Source organism: Sphingopyxis sp. (assembly GCF_016704835.1).
Lineage (GTDB): Bacteria > Pseudomonadota > Alphaproteobacteria > Sphingomonadales > Sphingomonadaceae > Sphingopyxis.
Genome location: NZ_JADIZJ010000021.1, coordinates 498173 through 514119, shown reverse-complemented (window position 1 = coordinate 514119; position 15947 = coordinate 498173). Strand labels below are relative to the sequence as shown.

General features: G+C 65.0%; 15 protein-coding genes. 8 read left to right on the top strand and 7 right to left on the bottom strand.

The genetic code is table 11. The features are described from left to right. The first annotated feature begins 119 nt into the window (after positions 1-119). Both IPF76_RS17540 and IPF76_RS17535 read left to right on the top strand, forming a co-directional pair. The gene (locus IPF76_RS17540; RefSeq protein ID WP_293846641.1) at positions 120-1151 is read left to right on the top strand and encodes a phosphoribosylglycinamide synthetase; all 1032 of its coding nucleotides are present in this window, start codon (positions 120-122) and stop codon (positions 1149-1151) included. After that, positions 1148-2008 (top strand): NTP transferase domain-containing protein, encoded by an 861-nt coding sequence (locus tag IPF76_RS17535; RefSeq protein WP_293846639.1) that lies wholly within the window; start codon positions 1148-1150, stop codon positions 2006-2008. Before IPF76_RS17540 ends, IPF76_RS17535 begins: the two co-directional genes overlap by 4 nt. Here the strand turns inward: IPF76_RS17535 and IPF76_RS17530 are convergent. After that, positions 1929-3374, bottom strand: coding sequence for a carotenoid oxygenase family protein (locus IPF76_RS17530; protein WP_293846637.1), 1446 nt, complete (start codon positions 3372-3374; stop codon positions 1929-1931). The two genes, IPF76_RS17535 and IPF76_RS17530, sit on opposite strands and share 80 nt — an antisense overlap. Positions 3375-3460: 86 nt before the next feature. On the opposite strand from IPF76_RS17530, the gene IPF76_RS17525 reads away from it, so the two are divergent. Further along, entirely contained in the window at positions 3461-4072 is a 612-nt protein-coding gene (locus tag IPF76_RS17525; RefSeq protein ID WP_293846635.1) for a TetR/AcrR family transcriptional regulator, read from the top strand. Between the two features lie 87 nt (positions 4073-4159). Then, positions 4160-5947, top strand: a complete 1788-nt coding sequence (locus IPF76_RS17520; protein ID WP_293846633.1) for a sensor domain-containing diguanylate cyclase — start codon at positions 4160-4162, stop codon at positions 5945-5947. A 267-nt stretch (positions 5948-6214) separates the two neighbouring features. Here IPF76_RS17520 and IPF76_RS17515 read toward each other — a convergent pair whose 3' ends face one another. Beyond that, complete coding sequence (locus tag IPF76_RS17515; protein ID WP_293846632.1) at positions 6215-6820, bottom strand: hypothetical protein; 606 nt, start codon at positions 6818-6820, stop codon at positions 6215-6217. A 218-nt stretch (positions 6821-7038) separates the two neighbouring features. Between IPF76_RS17515 and IPF76_RS17510 the strand changes: the two genes are divergently transcribed. Next, positions 7039-7707 (top strand): DUF4197 domain-containing protein, encoded by a 669-nt coding sequence (locus IPF76_RS17510; RefSeq protein ID WP_293846630.1) that lies wholly within the window; start codon positions 7039-7041, stop codon positions 7705-7707. 83 nt (positions 7708-7790) lie between these two features. Here IPF76_RS17510 and IPF76_RS17505 read toward each other — a convergent pair whose 3' ends face one another. Genes IPF76_RS17505 through IPF76_RS17485 form a run of 5 tightly spaced genes read right to left on the bottom strand, consistent with a single transcriptional unit; the run spans position 7791 to position 12107 of the window. After that, positions 7791-9014 carry a dihydroorotase gene (locus IPF76_RS17505; RefSeq protein WP_293846628.1) on the bottom strand — a complete coding sequence of 408 codons (1224 nt, stop codon included), beginning with the start codon at positions 9012-9014 and terminating at the stop codon, positions 7791-7793. Further along, positions 9005-10000 carry an aspartate carbamoyltransferase catalytic subunit gene (locus tag IPF76_RS17500; protein WP_293846626.1) on the bottom strand — a complete coding sequence of 332 codons (996 nt, stop codon included), beginning with the start codon at positions 9998-10000 and terminating at the stop codon, positions 9005-9007. The genes IPF76_RS17505 and IPF76_RS17500 overlap by 10 nt, the downstream gene beginning before the upstream one ends. Before the next feature lie 13 nt (positions 10001-10013). Beyond that, a complete protein-coding gene (locus tag IPF76_RS17495) occupies positions 10014-10340 on the bottom strand; it encodes a DUF1294 domain-containing protein (RefSeq protein ID WP_293846625.1) in 327 nt (108 codons plus the stop codon). Positions 10341-10342: 2 nt separating this feature from the next. After that, complete coding sequence (gene ruvX / locus IPF76_RS17490; RefSeq protein WP_293846624.1) at positions 10343-10801, bottom strand: Holliday junction resolvase RuvX; 459 nt, start codon at positions 10799-10801, stop codon at positions 10343-10345. 16 nt (positions 10802-10817) lie between these two features. After that, positions 10818-12107, bottom strand: coding sequence for a DUF3089 domain-containing protein (locus IPF76_RS17485; protein ID WP_293846622.1), 1290 nt, complete (start codon positions 12105-12107; stop codon positions 10818-10820). An 88-nt stretch (positions 12108-12195) separates the two neighbouring features. On the opposite strand from IPF76_RS17485, the gene IPF76_RS17480 reads away from it, so the two are divergent. The 3 genes from IPF76_RS17480 (at position 12196) to gatA (ending at position 15947) form a co-directional block, all read left to right on the top strand. After that, positions 12196-13959 carry a DUF4153 domain-containing protein gene (locus IPF76_RS17480; protein WP_293846620.1) on the top strand — a complete coding sequence of 588 codons (1764 nt, stop codon included), beginning with the start codon at positions 12196-12198 and terminating at the stop codon, positions 13957-13959. A gap of 204 nt (positions 13960-14163) precedes the next feature. Beyond that, complete coding sequence (gene gatC / locus IPF76_RS17475; protein ID WP_293846618.1) at positions 14164-14466, top strand: Asp-tRNA(Asn)/Glu-tRNA(Gln) amidotransferase subunit GatC; 303 nt, start codon at positions 14164-14166, stop codon at positions 14464-14466. Then, a complete protein-coding gene (gene gatA, locus IPF76_RS17470) occupies positions 14466-15947 on the top strand; it encodes an Asp-tRNA(Asn)/Glu-tRNA(Gln) amidotransferase subunit GatA (RefSeq protein ID WP_293846616.1) in 1482 nt (493 codons plus the stop codon). The genes gatC and gatA overlap by 1 nt, the downstream gene beginning before the upstream one ends.

The following is a 15947-nucleotide window of genomic DNA, read 5'->3' as shown; positions in this document are numbered from 1 at the left end:
GTCGAGGAGGGAAAGCAGCTTCTTGGTAGACTTTAAAGATGACAGAGATTTGGCGATTGTGTTTCGGCGCCGTCATCAAAAGGTCATGCCGCTGTAACCCGGCCATGTTGGAATAAGGCATGCGAACAAAAGACCTCACTCCCACGCGGCTGCCCGATCGTCTGCGCGATACGCAGCGGCTTCTTTTCGTTGCCAAGCATGCGAAATGGACTGGCGGACTCCACCCGGACGACGGCAATCACGCGCTCTATCATCGCGAAACGCGCGAAATATTGGCGGCGCTTGGCATGCCTCTCGTCATCGCCGACAATTATGGCGAGCTGTTCATGCCACCCGACGCCGACTTCGTTTTTCCGCTCCTCAATCGTGGCGGCTTCTTCAATTCCGAAATGTTGCTCCCGCTGCTCTGCAACCGGTTGGGGCTTCCGTATGTCGGCGCCTCGCCGATCGTGCGCGGGCTGTCCGACGACAAGCATCTCACCAAGCTGGAGGCCGCAGCGCGCGGTGTGCCGACCGCCCCCTGGACGCTTTTCCGCCGCGGCGCGCCAGTCGATGTGTTGCGCTGCCCGCCCGCGCGGCGCTGGGTGATCAAGCCAAACAACAGCTCGGCCTCATGGGGGATTCGTGACGCGCACGACCGCGTCGAACTCGCGCAGGCGATCGCCGAAATTCATGCGCTCGACCATGACGCGCTGGTTGAACCGTTTATCGAGGGCAGCGACGTCGAGGTTCCGGTTATCACCATCAATGGGGAGCCGGCGATGCTGCCGATGATGATCTTCGAACAAGGCGATCCGCGCCACCTTCGGACCTATCAGGAAAAGCGTGACCTCGTCGATCGCAGCGCCAAATACAGTCTGAAGCTGTTCGACGATATCGCGATGAATGACCGGCTGATCGCCTATACCGAGAAGCTGGCTGAGATTTTCCGTCCCTTCGACTACGGCCGCTTCGAATTCCGGGTCGATTTTGCGACCGGCGAGATCCGGCTGCTTGAAATCAACCTCAACTGCAATCTCTGGTCTGAAAAAGTCTTTGGTCGCGCGGCGGTTGCCGCTGGTTTCAGCCAGGCCGAGCTGATCGAAACCATCGTGGCCGAAAGCATGACGCGGCAGTTGGTGGCCGTCGGGGCCCGGCAGCACGCCGCATGACGGGTTCGATACTCATCCTCGCCGGTCGCCGGCCAGGCGCCATCGATCCGTTGGCGGCCACCCATGACGTCGCCGACAAGTGCCTTGTTCCGGTGGCGGGGCGGCCGATGATCGCCCATGTACTGAGCAGCGCAGCGGCGACCGCGGCGCGGCAGATATTCGTATCGACGCACCATTTGGGTTTGCTCGCCGATCTCAACGATCCGGTTATCGAACGGCTTGGTGACCGGCTGATCGTCGTGCCTGCCGCGGGCAATCTGGCGGACTCGGTTCTCGCGGTGGCGGGAGTGGCCCGTTTCCCGTTGCTGATCACGACCGCCGACAATTGTATGCTGACTCCGGAAACGATCGCCGAGATATCAGCAGAGGCTAAACGTCTCGATGTCGAGGCTGGGGTGGCGCTGGCAAGGCGCGAGGATGTACTGGCCGCGCACCCAGAAGGGCAGCGGCGCTTTTATGAGTTTTCTGACGTCGCGGTGTCGAACTGCAACGCCTATTGGATCGGCCATCCCGGCGCCCTCAAGGCGGCCGAAGCATTTCGCGGCGGCGGCCAGTTCGTCAAAAAACCTTTGCGGGTGATGCAGGCTTTCGGACTGATCAACTTGCTCCGCTTTCGCTTCGGTCTCGGGCCGATCCACCATATCTTCGCGCGCATTTCGCGGCACCTGAACCTCGAAGTCGCCCCGCTACTTGTGAGCAACGGGGCGACGGCGATCGATGTCGATAATGAGCGGTCGCTGCGGGTAACCGAGGCACTGATGGCGCGCAGAGTGGCGGTCAGTCCGCCACCCAGTTGCCGTGAAAGCCGGGTGGAACCCGATGCGGCAGATTCACGACAGCTTGCGGTGACCCGGTAAAATCGTCGGCGTTGAGGATGACCAGCGCGGTCGTTTGGTCATTCATGTTGACGACCAGGCCGATCAGCCAGCCATCATCCTCGCCGCTGTCGGCGCGGCGCGGGACGAAGACGAATTCGCCGGGATGCCGGCCGGGACCGAAATCATGGATTGCGGTCGTGCCTTGCGCAAGGTCGTGCTTGAATAGCCGGGTGTCGGCCATCGCCCATTCGATGCTCTCGCCGTCGGGCATGGCGACGCTGTAGATGTAGCGATAGGGCCGCGTGGTCAGCCGCTCGTCATAGCGCGGAAATTCCTGTGCATGATCGTGGATGACAGCGCGCGTGGTGGTGACCGCGACTGGATCGATCGTCCAGCGCTCCATGCGCGATTTCTGGCTGTCGGGGCCGCGCTTCGATTCTGCGAACATCGTCTCGTGCGCGACGACGTCGACGATCACCTTGCCGTCGGCGGTTTCATATGCATTGGCGGGGTGGAAAACATAGCAGGGCTCGACCGGCACCCAGATGATGCTGGCGCCGCTGCCTTTCCTGGGGAGGAGGCCGACGCGCGCCGGATGGGCGTCATTCCACGCGTAGGGAAAGCGATAGCCTGCGAGCAGCATCTTCATCGAGAAGGTGACGGGCAGGTCAAAGACCAGCGCGTAATTTGTGGTGATGGCGCAATCGTGAATCGACGGCCCGTCGCTGACTGCGATGGCTTCCTCGCGGATGACATGCGCGTTGCTGTCCATCACCACATGCCAGACCTTGTTCGGCTCATCGCCGCGATAAGTGATCGCGTGGACCTCGTCGGTCGCCGGGTCGTGATGCGGGTGCGCGGTGTACGATCCGACAAGGGTGCCGTCGAAGGGATTATGGGCGATCGTGTTCAGCTCATAGCCCAGCTCGACGGGCTTGCCGCCCGCTTCGACGATCGCGAAGGTACGGCCGGCGAGGCCGACGACGTTGGTGTTCGGCGCGTCGAAGCCGCCTTCGGTGCGCGGCCCCGGAGGAACAGGCTCGCCCAGAACGGCGCAGGCTTCGGTGCCGCGGACCCAGCGGTTGCGGTACCAGTCGGCTTTGCCGCCCTCGATACGAATACCGTGGACCATGCCGGCGCCGGTGAACCAGTGATAGCTGGCGGGATCGGGGGCTGCGGCGGGGTTCGGCCCATTGCGCAGATAGCGGCCGGTCAGCGCGGCCGGGATCTCGCCTTCGACGCGCAGACCTTCGAGCGTCAGCTCCTCGGTCATCGGTTGGTGGATGCCGGTGAGGAAGGGGTGGGCGTCGGTCGGGCGCGGGAGGCGTTTGCGGTTGAAATCGGCGACTTTACCGATGCCTTTGACGACGGCGCCGCGGATGAGGGTTTCGACATTGCTTGCCATGATGTTGCTCCTTACGGATGTTGGCGAAAGTGTCGCGTAGCGTGGAGGGGATTGCGCTGGCGACTCGGAATGTTTACGGTGACAACATGATTGATGAAGGTAACAGTGTCAACATAAAAAGCGAAGGCGCGAAGGCGGCCGGGGCTTATCATCACGGCGACCTGCGCGCGGCGGTGATCGCGGCGGGGCTGAAACGGCTGGAGGCGGGCGACGACGGCGAGTTGGGGTTGCGCGCCTTGGCGCGCGACGTCGGGGTCAGCGCCACCGCGCTTTACCGTCATTTTCCCGACAAAGAGGCGCTGCTCGACGCGCTTGCCGACGAGGGGCTGCGCCGGCTCGGCGCGCGGCAGGCGCAGGCTTGGCTGAAGGCCGGGGGCGGGCGCAACGGGTTCAAGGCGACGGGGACGACCTATGTCCGTTTTGCCCACGACGAACCCGCGCTGTTCCGCCTGAGCTTCACCCGGCAGATGTCGGCACGCCATGCCAATGTTGGCGGCGACGGCGGCGAAGTTGCCTATAACCTGCTGCGGGCGGGAGTCGGCGAGGCGTTGCCGGGTGTCGAAAACCCCGATAGGGCGGCGCTGCACGCGTGGGCGCTGGTCCACGGCCTGGCGATGTTGATCCTCGACCGGCGTCTGGAGTGGGACGAGGCGATGGTCGACGAAGTGGTCGGCTTGACCTTTGGCGGAATCGATTGAGCGCAGGCGCGAGTTGATCGTGGCAGGGGCGAGAGAGGGCGACAATATGTTAGCGGTTTCTTTTCCTCTTTTCCGTTAGTTGCTCTGATGATCCGGCCCCTGTCCCCCCGAGTCGAGGCGGTTTTCTGGTTCCTTCTGACCGCTACGGGCTATTTCCTGCTGGCCAGCGTGTCGCTTTACGCGACCAAGGGCGCGGACAATATCGCCGCCGTCTGGCCGCCCAGCGGCTATTTCCTCGCGCTGCTGCTGCTGATGCCGGTGCGGATGCGCATTGTCGCTTTCGCGGCCATGGCTGCGGCGAGCATGAGCGCGAACATGTCCGAAGGGATCCAAGTCGCCGCGGCGGCGGCCTATACCGTTGCCAATGCGGCGGAGGCGGTCATCGCGCTGTGGCTGGTACGGCGCCACGAAGCGGGCGAGATGTCGTTCATGGCTCCGCGCGCGGTGGGCCGATTTTGCATCGCGGCGCTGACCGCGAGCGCCGGGAGCGCGGTCATTGCGACGCTGTTGACGGGCAATGGCTTTGATTTTCTGCTGTCGTGGATGACGACGGTGGCGCTGGGGATGCTGATCGTCACCCCGCCGATCGTGATGCTGGCGCGTATGGTCGGGTCGAACGCACTGAATAATGTGCCAACGGCGATGAAGGTTGAAGGCATCGCGCTGCTGACCGTCGCCGCCTTTGTCACCGGCGCGTCGTTCGCGCAGTCCGATTTCCCGGTCACCTTCCTGCCGTGCGTCGCGGTGATCGTGGCCGCGTATCGGTTGGGGCCCTTCGGCGCCGCAGCAGGGATGCTGATCGTGGCAATCATCGCATCGTTGCTGACCGGGCAAGGCTATGGCCCGATCTCGGCGATGGACCAAAGCCAGAAGGTCGAGGTGCTGTTCTTGCAATTCTATCTGGTGACGATGCTTTTCATCGCGCTGCCGCTGGCGGCGCTGCTCGTGGTCCAACGGCGGCTGGCCAAGCGGCTGGCGCAAAGCAATCGCTGGCTGCTCCAGGCCGAGGCGGCGGCGCTGGTCGGTCATTGGCGCGTCGATCTGGTCGCCTGGACGATTAAATGGTCGGACCAGACCTATCGCATTCATGGGCTGGAACCCGGGACACCGGTCGATGTCGATTATAGCGTCGCCCAATATTTGCCCGATGACCGAGTGGCGGTGCAGAAGATTTTGGCCGACGCGGTTCGGTCGGGCCAGCCGTTCGTGTATCAGGGCAGGGTCATGCGCGCGGACGGCGAAATCCGGCATGTCAAATCGCACGGTTCGATCGAAACGGGGCGCCGCGGCAAGCCTGTCGGCATCTTCGGAACCGTCCAGGACATAACCGAAACGGTCGAAAATGCTCGCATTCTGGAATCTGCGCGCAGCGCGGCGGAACGGATCGCCAATACCGATATGCTGACCGGGCTGCCCAATCGCCGCCACACGCTGGCGTTCCTTGATCAGGCGCTGCGCCGCGCAGAGCAGGAGGGCGCGCCGCTGGCGGTCGCCATTTTCGACATCGACCATTTCAAACAGATCAACGACGCGCATGGCCACGCCACGGGCGACGAGGTGATCCGCCGCGTCGGCCAGCGCGCCAAGGCGTCGCTGCGCGACGACGATATGGTCGGCCGTTATGGCGGCGAGGAATTTGTCTGTATCCTGCAAGGGCGCAGCGCGTTGGCGGCGGAGCTGGTCGCCGAGCGATTACGCAAGGCGGTTCAGGGCGATACCGAAGGTGCCGCCACTGGATTGCCAGGCGTAACGGTCAGTATCGGGCTGGCGACCTATGCCGGCGAGCCGAATATCGAAGATCTGCTCCAGCGCGCTGACAAGGCGCTCTATGCGGCGAAGCGCGAAGGACGGAACCGGCTGCGCATGGCAGCTTGAGCGCGAGCTCGGGTCCCGTTGTGACCTGTCTTGCTGCATTCGCATGGTCGTCCGGGCTTGATGCGGGATTCCGGGCCACGCGGTCGTCGTGAACCGGGATGAAGTCCGGGATGACCAAGTTGGCTGAACCTCGTTCGCCTTTCCATGCCCGGCTGCCATTTCGATGCGCCCGCACCGTGTGGCGTAAGCCCTGTCGAACTTTCCCCCACATGGAAAAGGGCGCGGAAGCTAAGCTGCCGCGCCCTGAACCCGAAGTGACGAAAAGACTCAGTTCGCCGGCTTCTCCGGCGCGGTCGTCGCCGCCTCGGCGGTTGACCCGGTCTGCGGTGTAGGCACGGCGGTCGCCTGAGCGACCGCAGCGGCGAACTGGTCTGCGGTGAAGCTGGATGCGAGCCCGGCTTCGCCGACAAAAAAGGCGTTGCGCGGCAGTTTGACGTCGCCGGTCGGGGTGGTGAGCACCACGCCATCGGCTTCGGCGAGCTTTACCTTGCCCAGAATGGCGGTGCCGTTGGCGCTGCGGACGTCGGTGCCCGGTTGAAGCGCAGCGGTCAACTTGGCGTCGCTGCCCGCGGCAGCCTGATCGACTGCGGCGACAACCTGGGCTTTGGTGGCGCCGATTGTCGGGCCTTTTTCGAGCTTGCCGAAGGCGTTGGTGGGAAGTGTGACCCGCTTGCCTGCGCCAAGGTCGACCACGACGTTCGCGCCTTGTGCGGCGCTGATGGTGCCCAGTTCGGCACCTTCGGAATCAAAAACCTTGGTGCCGACCGAAAGATCGACAGTAGTGGCGGCGGCGTCCTGTGCCGAGGCGGGGGCCGCGACAATAGCGGCGGCTCCGAGGGAAAGGGTTGCGATAAAGCCTGCGAATTTCCGCATTGCTTGTGGTCTCCTTGAGCTGTTGAACGAGAGGGTCGGGGTTCGAACGCGTAAGAAGCAGCAATGGAGGCGCCAGTGCCGACGAATGGTGGCGAAGCCACGACGAGTTGAACGCGTCGCATATCGCAGCGCCGTCGCGGTCGTGCCGCAGGCCCTTTGGCGAGGGCGAATTTGCTGATAGACGGGGGAGCAGAGCACCCGGACAAGCGAGACGCGAAATGGAAACGGACGAAGGCATGATCGGGCGGCGGTTGCTGCTCGCGGGGGCAATAGGCCTGGCGGCCTTGGCGCAGGCGCCGGGGGTCTGGGCCAAACTGTCGGGCAGCGGGGTAAAGGGGCTGATCGGCAGCGCATCCGACGGGGCGCTCGACAAATTGGCGCAGCCGGGTGCCTTTTATCGCGATACCGCGGTGCGTATCCTGTTGCCGGGTGCGGGCGGCCAGATGGCGTCGAAATTGTTCGGCGTGGGCGACAAGCTGGGGCTGACCACCAATTTGACCAAGAGCCTGAATGATGCCGCGGGCAAAGCAGCGGGTGAGGCGAAGCCGATTTTTCGCGCCGCGATCGATAATCTGCGCTGGTCCGACGCGCCGACGCTGGTGAGCAAGAGGGATGGCGCGACGCGCTATCTGCAAACGAGCGCGGGCGATACGCTGTTCGGCAAAGTGTCGCCGCTGATTGGATCGGCGCTGGAAAATGTTGGGGCGTTTCGTCAGCTCGACCAGTTGACCAAGGGCAATTCGCTGATGGCAACGGCGGGACTGACGCGCGACGGATTGACGCGATCAGTCACCGAGCAGGCGCTGAAGGGCATATTTCATTATATGGCGAGCGAAGAGGCGGCACTGCGGCGGAATCCGGCGGGGCTGCTGAAGGGAATTTTCTAAGTTCTTGGTCGGGACAAGGTGCGGTCTCGGGCAGGCACGAACGATCGGCCGTGGACAAAGATCCTCGCTACCCCAAAAGCGGACTAACGCACCCGCGATCCACCCTTCCACATCGCCGTCGCGCGGCCCTGCACGGGCATGCCGTCGAAGGGGGTGTTGCCTGCATAAGCCGCCATCTTTTTCGCATCGACCTGCCAAGGGGTGCCGTCGTCGACCAGGATGAGGTCGGCTTCCTTGCCGACAGCGAGTGCCCCGGCGTCGACGCCAAGCAGGCAGGCGGGTGTGCCCGCGAGCAGTTCGAACAGGCGACCCGGTGAAATGTGGCCGTCGCGGATGAGACCGAGTCCAAGCGCGAGCAGCGTTTCGGCGCCTGCCATGCCAGGCAAAGCCTCGGCGAAGGGCAGGCGTTTGTCCTCGGGACCGCGCGGGTCGTGGCCTGACGACAGTACGTCGATCGTGCCGTCGGCGACCGCGGCGAGGCAGGCCTGACGGTCGTCTTCCGAGCGCAGCGGCGGGGACAGGCGCGCGAAGGTGCGAAAATCGCCGATCGCGGTGTCGGACAGGAACAGATGCGCGGGGGTGATGCCGCAGCGGACGGGCAGCCCTTTCGCCTTGGCGGCGCGGATCAGGTCGAGACCGCGTGCGGTAGTGACCTGCCGGAAATGGACGGGGGCGCCGGTTTCCTCGACGAGCGCGAGATCGCGCGCGATCGCAATCGCTTCGGCGACGGCGGGGGCCGAGGCGAGGCCGAGGCGCGTTGCCATCTCGCCGTCGGTCGCGACGGCGCCCGCGGTCAGCCCTTCGTCCTCGGCATGGATGATCGTGACGAGACCGAGCGACGCGGCATAGGACAGCACGCGGCGCATCGCGCCACTGTCGGCGATGCGCGCGCGGCCGGTGGCGATGGCGCGCGCGCCCGCCTGCTTCATCAGGCCGATTTCGGCGAGTTCCTTGCCCGCGAGGCCTTTGGTCGCGGCGGCGAGCGGGTGAATCCACAGGTCGGGTTTGCCGCCCTTGGCCGCGCGCTCGACGAGCCCGGCGCCGTCGAGCGGGCCGTTGTCGGGCATCAGCGCGGCGCGCGTGATGCCGCCGAAGTGGAAGGCGGGCTTGTCGGTCGCAAAGACGCCGAGGTCGATGATGCCGGGGGCGAGCCACTGGCCCCTGGCATCGACGGTTTCGGTGCCGTCGGGAATGTCGGTGGGGTCGATTGCGGCGATGCGGCCGTCCGTGACGAGCAGGCTGCCGGGGCGCGGCGTGTCGCCGTCGACCAGCAAGGCGTTCGTGATGAGGAGGGGCTTCAGTTCCATCCGGCGATCCCCCGCTTGCAGCGCGTCAGGATGTCGAGGCACGCCATGCGGACCGCAACCCCCATCTCGACCTGCTCGGTGATCGTCGAGCGTTGCGGATCGTCGGCGACGCTGCTGTCGATTTCGACCCCGCGGTTCATCGGGCCCGGGTGCATGATGATCGCATCGGGCCGGGCCTTTTCGAGCCGTTTGGGAGTGAGGCCGTAGAGCGCATGATATTCGCGCGCCGATGGCAGATAGGCGCCGTCCATGCGTTCGTTCTGGAGGCGGAGCATCATCACCACGTCGGCGTCCCTGATACCCTCGTCCATGTCGGTGAAGGTCGTCACATGCATGCGGTCGATCGCGGGCGGGGTGAGCGTCGGCGGCGCGACGATGCGAACCTCGTTGCCGAGCAGGGTGAGCGCGAGAATGTTCGAGCGCGCGACGCGGCTGTGGAGGACGTCGCCGCAGATCGCGATCGTCAGCCCCTCGACGCGTCCCAAGCGGCGGCGGATGGTGAGGGCGTCGAGCAGCGCCTGCGTCGGATGTTCATGACGGCCGTCGCCCGCGTTGAGCACGGGGCAATCGACCTTGTCGGCGATCAGCTGGACCGCGCCCGATGACGCGTGCCGGATTACCATAGCATCGGCGCGCATCGCGTTGAGCGTCATCGCGGTGTCGATCAGCGTTTCGCCCTTTTTGACGCTCGATTGCGCGGCGTGCATGTTGACGACGTCGGCGCCGAGGCGTTTTCCGGCGATCTCGAACGACAAGAGCGTGCGCGTCGAATTTTCGAAAAAGGCGTTGATGATGGTGAGACCGGCGAGGCGGTCGTCATGCTTGGCAGCGCCGCTGCGGTTGAGGTCGACCCACTCCTCGGCGGCGTCGAGAACGTAGCTGATCTCCCACGGGGTCAGCTGGGCGATGCCGATCAGGTGGCGATGGCAAAAGGCATCGCCGCCGGGCGGATAGTCGCTGGCGGGTCGGGTGGTTGATGTTGTCATTAAAGGGGAGCGTTTAGGCAGGACGATGCAAATACGCAAGCGCCGCGGTAACGAGCGGCCCCAGCAATCCGAGCGCCCAGAACGTCAGCACGATGAGTTCGAGGGTCAGCAGCGTCATCATCTGCGCCGCAAACGGCTGCTTGCGCGTCTTGTGGCGGACCATGCGCGAAGCCGCGAAGGTGCCGATCGCACCGCCGAGAAAAGCCCATTGCAGCAGCGTTGCCTCGCTGATCCGCCGTTGGCCCGCTTCGGCGCGATGCTTGTCGACGATCATCAGCGCAAAGGCGATACCATTGGCTGCGATCAGCCAATAGAGAATATATTCGGCGACGCGGCTCATTCTTAGCGCGTCATCGCGTCGATCGCGCCTTGCAGGATGAAGGCAGCCGCCGCGCTGTCAATCCGCTCAGCGCGTTTGGCGCGGCTGACGTCGGCGGCGATCATCGCGCGCTCGACCGCCGCGGTCGACCAGCGCTCGTCCCACAGCAGGATGGGCAGGCCAAGCGGGAGCAGGTTGCGCGCAAAGGCGCGGGTGCTTTGGGTGCGCGGGCTGTCGCTGCCGTCCATGTTGAGCGGCAGGCCGACGACGAGGCCGACGATGTTGTGCGCGGCGAGAACCGATTTGAGCGTTGCGAGGTCGGCGGAAAATTTCTTGCGGATGATTGTCTTGTCGGGGGTCGCGAAGCTCCAGTTCATATCGCAGGTCGCGACGCCGATGGTCTTGGTGCCGACGTCGAGGCCTGCGAGGCGGCCGCCGGTCGGGAAAAGGGTAGCGAAGTCGGGGGCGGCGGTGGTGATCATCGAGCGGGACCCCGGATCAAGTCCGGGGTGACGAAGGAAGCGGAGCGGACGCGGCTGGGGGCTTCACCGCCGCCGCGGGCGGCACCGGCGACGGCTTGCCCTCATACGTCGCCAGCCGCCGCAGCGCGTCGGCGCGGACGTTCGCCCAGAACAGCGTGATGTCATAGACATGGTAATTGTTGCCCGGCAGGACATAGCCCGCGACGACGTAATTCTTCGCGACATCGGCGTCACCGATCATTAGCAGGCCGCGGGTGTCGTCGCATCTGGCGCCGATCTTGCCCGCGATCAGCGATCCGCTCTTGAACCCCGCGGTCGGTTTGAGGGTGCCGATATTGGCCTCGGGCGCGGCCGCAGCATCGGGGGTGCCGGTGAGCGGATTGGTGCACAGCATCCGCGTGTCGGCGCGCGGGCGACCGTCGAAGCCGATCGTCCCGTCGTAGGCGCTTGTCACCATTTCGGGGTCGGCGGGGTCGGCAAAGGTTGCCCAGCCAAGGATGCAGCCCTTCTGCTCCGGGGTCTGGCAGGCGGGCAGGCCGAGCGCCGCCATGTCGGTGTCGAGGCTGATCGGCCAGCCGATCACATAGGCGGCGACGATCCGCTTCGCCAGCGGGGTGCCGGCAATCTTGTTCCTGAGCAGGGTGGTGAGGTGAAGCGCGCCCTGGCTGTGGCCGGCGAGGATGATCGGCCTGTTTTTCGGTTGCGCGGCGACAAAGGCGTCGAAGGCTTCCTCGACATCGCGGAAAGCGGCGTCGATCGCCTTGCCCGCGGTGACGCGGTCTTCGGCGAGGAAGGCGCCGAGGGTGGCCTGACGGTAACGCGGTGCCCAGATTTCGCCGGCGTCGGCAAAGGCGCTCGCCATGCCCTGCACGAACAGATTGGCGCGATGGTCCGAATCGCGATCGGCAAGCGGCGCGTTCCAGCTTGAGCGGCTGTAATAGCTGGTCGGGTGGACAAAAAAGACCGCGGCGTCGCCCTTTTGCATCGGCGCCGCGGTGTTTTCGGTCGCATTGGCAGGTGGGATCAGCTGGTCGCCCGATTGCGCTTCGGCGCTGTCGGGTGACGGCGTTTCGGCACCTTCGGGGGCGGGGCGCCACGCCGACGGATCGCCATCGACGCCGGGGCGCGCGAACCACATTTTCGGATCGTCATAGGCGTTGGGGGCAACGGCGACCTGCTGTTTGAACGCGGCGCTCGGCACAAAGGCGGTGCGCGCGATCCATCCCGGGAAGAGCTGGTACACCACCCCGGCGGCAAGGATCAGCAAGATGATCGCGGCAATGACATAGAGAAATTTGCGGGCCAATGCGGGCTCCATGAGGGGAGGGAGAGGGAGACGGGCTGGTGCGCTGTTTGGCTTGCGCTGGACAGTGAAACAAGCCCAGATGTGGGGTATGACCGATGCACCCGCAACCGGCACAGCTGCCGATTCGCCCCGAGTTTCCGCACGCCTCGACGATAACGATCCGCCCTGGCCGCTGCGACCATGGATTATGGCGGCTATCTGCGCGGCGGCGGGGCTCGCGTTTCATGCCCTCGTCGATCACCATTATGAGGATGTGCTGGTGCAATGGCGCAGCGCGCTGGCGACCGCGGTGGCGGTGGCGGCGGTGGTGTTCGTGCTGGGGGTCGAGCTGCGCCGCTGGCACTGGGCGCTGGGCTTTGCGCTGCTGTGGGGCGCGGTGCTGGGGTTGATCGCATGGCAGACGGCGGCATATAATTTGCAGGGAAACCCGATCGAATGGCCGTTTTGGTCAGGGATGCTGGCGGTGCTGGTCGCGACGCCGCTGTTCCAGACGCACCGCGACGTCGCACCCGACTGGCGGTTCTGGAAGCTGTGGCAAATGCCCTATGACCGGCTGCACAGCCACGCGTGGACCGATGCGGTGATCGGCGCGGCGAGCCTGGCGTTCGTCGGCATCGCGTTTTTGCTGACCTTCCTGATCTCAGAGATGTTCCACCTGATTGGGATCGACCTGATCCGCGATTTGCTGAACGACGAATGGTTCGGGTGGATGCTCGCGGGCGCGGCGTTCGGTGGTGCCGTTGGGTTGCTGCGCGAGCGCGACAAGCTGGTGTCGACCTTGCAGCGGCTGGTGATGATCGTGCTTGCGGTGCTGGCGCCGGTGCTGGCGGCGGCGCTGGTGATCTTCCTGCTGTCGCTAGCGGGAACGGGACTGGCGAAGCTGTGGGCGTCGGGCTTTTCGACCGCGGCGCTGATGCTGGCGGCGGCGGCGTTCGCGGTGCTGCTCGCCAATGCGGTGATCGGCAATGGTACCGACGATCGCGCGACCAATCCGTTGCTGCGCTGGGCGGCGCCGGTGCTGGCGGTGGCGGTGCTGCCGCTGGCGGTGATCGCTTATTATTCGATGCAGCTGCGCATCGGCCAATATGGTTGGACGCCCGAGCGCATCTGGGGGCTGATCGCGACGCTGATTGCGTTGGCTTACGGCGCGATCGGCCTGTGGTCGGTCGTGAAGGGGCGCCGCGATTTCGACGATGTGCTGCGCCCATTGCAGCAGAAGCTGGCGATTGGCGTCGCGTTGCTGGCGCTGTTCCTCGCGCTGCCGATCCTCGATTTTGGGGCGATTTCGACGCGCGATCAGCTGGCGCGGCTGACGTCGGGGGCGACGAAAGTCGAAAAATTCGACTGGGCGGCGCTGGCCTATGATTTCGGGCCGAGCGGGCGCGCGGCGCTCAAAAAGCTGACGAAGTCGCCGCAGAAAGCGCGCGCCGACGCGGCCAAGGCGGCGCTGGCAGCGAAGAACCGCTGGGATCTGACCGGACCACAGGGGCCGGTGTTGCTCAAGCCGCTTGCCGAGCGGCTGCGCGTCATTCCCGCCGAGCGTGCGCTACCCGCTGAGGCGCTGGAGCGTATCGCTGGAACCTATATGTGCAGCCGCGCCAAGGCGTGCGTCGCGGTGTGGCTGGCTGATGACCGGATCGGAGTGATTGGGCAGAATGAGCCGGGCGAGGCGACGAATTTCGATTTCGTGTCGCTGAACAAGGACGGGCGCTGGGTGCAGGGCGATATCGGCCGCGACACGCGCCCGACGCGCCCCGAAGTCGACCTGTCGAAAGCGACGGTGACGGTCGAGACGGTCGAGCAGCGACGCATTTTGGTGAACGGCGTGCCGGAATCGGGGGCGTTTGAGTGACTTGATCCTCCCTGTCGCGCAGCGATGGCGAGGTGGCGGCGCGAAGCGCCGACGGAGGGGCCATGGCGTTACGTCGCCGCCCCTCCACCACCGCCTACGGCGGCGGTCCCCTCGCCATGACTTCGTCACAGGGAAGATCGAGAAGGTTGAAGCGATCCGGCGGGAATGCTAGCGGCGCGGCTTCCCCGCAAAGGCAGGAACCAAATGACAATCGATCAGGCAACGGTCAGAAAAATAGCGTCGCTGGCGCGCATCGCGATCAGCGATGCCGAAGCCGCCGCGATGGAAGGCGAATTGAACGGCATCTTGGGCTGGGTCGAACAGCTTGGCGAGGTCGATGTGACCGGGGTCGAGCCGATGACCGCGGTGATCCCGAATGTGCTGCGGCTGCGCGACGATGTGATTGACGCCGACCCGCTTACCGGCGGCGGCCGCCGTGACGACGTGCTGGCGAATGCGCCAGCGGCGATGCACGGCTTTTTTGGCGTGCCCAAGGTGATCGAATAATGACCGAGCTGACCAATCTGACCGTCGCGCAGATCCGCGATGGCCACCGCGCGGGTGATTTCAGCGCTGTCGAAGTGGCGGAGGCGTTCAGCGCCAATGTCGCGGACGCGAAAGCGCTCAATGCGTTTATCGTAGAGACGCCCGAGCATGCGTTGAGCGCGGCGAAGGCGGCCGATGCCGACCGCGCGGCGGGGACGCTGAAGCCGTTGTCGGGCGTGCCGATCGGGATGAAGGATCTGTTCTGCACCCACGGGGTACAGACGACCGCGGCGAGCCATATGCTCGAAGGCTTCGTCCCGCGCTATGAATCAACCGTCAGCCAGAAATTGTGGGACGCGGGCGCAGGGATGCTGGGCAAGCTGAACCTCGACCAGTTCGCGATGGGGTCGTCGAACGAGACGAGCTATTTCGGCAATGTCATCAGCCCGTGGAAGCGCAAGGATGGCGGCAATGCCGCGCTCGCGCCAGGCGGGTCGTCGGGCGGATCGTCGACCGCGATCGCGGCGCGGCTATGCCCCGCCGCGACCGGCACCGACACCGGCGGCTCTATCCGCCAGCCCGCGGCATTCACCGGCATTTCGGGGATCAAACCGACCTATGGCCGCTGCTCGCGCTGGGGTATTGTGGCGTTCGCGAGCTCGCTCGATCAGGCGGGGCCGATGGCGCGCGACGTGCGCGACTGCGCGATCATGCTCGAGAATATGGCGGGCTTCGATCCGAAGGATGCGACGAGTCTCGATATGGCGGTGCCGAATTGGGAAGCGGCTTTGTCGAGCGATCTCAAGGGCAAGACTGTCGGGATTCCCAAGGAATATCGGCTGGAGGGCATCGATCCCGACATCGACGCAATGTGGGACGCCGGGATCGCGATGCTGAAGGATGCGGGGGCCACGGTTGTCGAGATCAGTCTGCCGCACACCAAATATGCGCTGCCGGCCTATTATATCATCGCGCCGGCTGAGGCCTCGTCGAACCTCGCGCGCTATGACGGTGTGCGCTACGGGCTGCGTGACCTGCCCGAAGGCGCGGGGTTGCAGGACATGTACGCCTCAACGCGCGCCGACGGCTTCGGGGCGGAGGTCAAGCGCCGGATCATGATCGGTACCTATGTGCTGTCGGCAGGCTTCTACGACGCCTATTACACACAAGCACAGAAGGTTAGGACGCTGATCGCGCGCGATTTCGAACAGGCTTTTACTTCGTGCGAGGTGATCCTGGCGCCGACCGCGCCGTCGGCCGCGTTCGGATTAGGCGAGAAGATGGCCGATCCGCTGGCGATGTACCTCAACGACGTGTTCGCGGTGCCCGCGAGTCTCGCGGGGCTGCCCGCAATGTCGGTCCCCGCGGCGCTGAACCGCGAAGGGCTGCCGCTGGGGCTGCAGATCATCGGCAAGGCGTTCGACGAGCAGGGCGTGTTGGACGCCGGGCTGGCAATTGAAGAGCGGGCGGGCTTTACGGCGCGCGCCGAGAAGTGGTGGTAA

Bases quoted from the DNA above. Each gene is read 5' to 3' on its own strand.
- IPF76_RS17540 (WP_293846641.1), top strand. From the start codon at position 120: ATGCGAACAAAAGACCTCACTCCCACGCGGCTGCCCGATCGTCTGCGC.
- IPF76_RS17535 (WP_293846639.1), top strand. From the start codon at position 1,148: ATGACGGGTTCGATACTCATCCTCGCCGGTCGCCGGCCAGGCGCCATC.
- IPF76_RS17530 (WP_293846637.1), bottom strand. From the start codon at position 3,374: ATGGCAAGCAATGTCGAAACCCTCATCCGCGGCGCCGTCGTCAAAGGC.
- IPF76_RS17525 (WP_293846635.1), top strand. From the start codon at position 3,461: ATGATTGATGAAGGTAACAGTGTCAACATAAAAAGCGAAGGCGCGAAG.
- IPF76_RS17520 (WP_293846633.1), top strand. From the start codon at position 4,160: ATGATCCGGCCCCTGTCCCCCCGAGTCGAGGCGGTTTTCTGGTTCCTT.
- IPF76_RS17515 (WP_293846632.1), bottom strand. From the start codon at position 6,820: ATGCGGAAATTCGCAGGCTTTATCGCAACCCTTTCCCTCGGAGCCGCC.
- IPF76_RS17510 (WP_293846630.1), top strand. From the start codon at position 7,039: ATGGAAACGGACGAAGGCATGATCGGGCGGCGGTTGCTGCTCGCGGGG.
- IPF76_RS17505 (WP_293846628.1), bottom strand. From the start codon at position 9,014: ATGGAACTGAAGCCCCTCCTCATCACGAACGCCTTGCTGGTCGACGGC.
- IPF76_RS17500 (WP_293846626.1), bottom strand. From the start codon at position 10,000: ATGACAACATCAACCACCCGACCCGCCAGCGACTATCCGCCCGGCGGC.
- IPF76_RS17495 (WP_293846625.1), bottom strand. From the start codon at position 10,340: ATGAGCCGCGTCGCCGAATATATTCTCTATTGGCTGATCGCAGCCAAT.
- ruvX (WP_293846624.1), bottom strand. From the start codon at position 10,801: ATGATCACCACCGCCGCCCCCGACTTCGCTACCCTTTTCCCGACCGGC.
- IPF76_RS17480 (WP_293846620.1), top strand. From the start codon at position 12,196: ATGACCGATGCACCCGCAACCGGCACAGCTGCCGATTCGCCCCGAGTT.
- gatC (WP_293846618.1), top strand. From the start codon at position 14,164: ATGACAATCGATCAGGCAACGGTCAGAAAAATAGCGTCGCTGGCGCGC.
- gatA (WP_293846616.1), top strand. From the start codon at position 14,466: ATGACCGAGCTGACCAATCTGACCGTCGCGCAGATCCGCGATGGCCAC.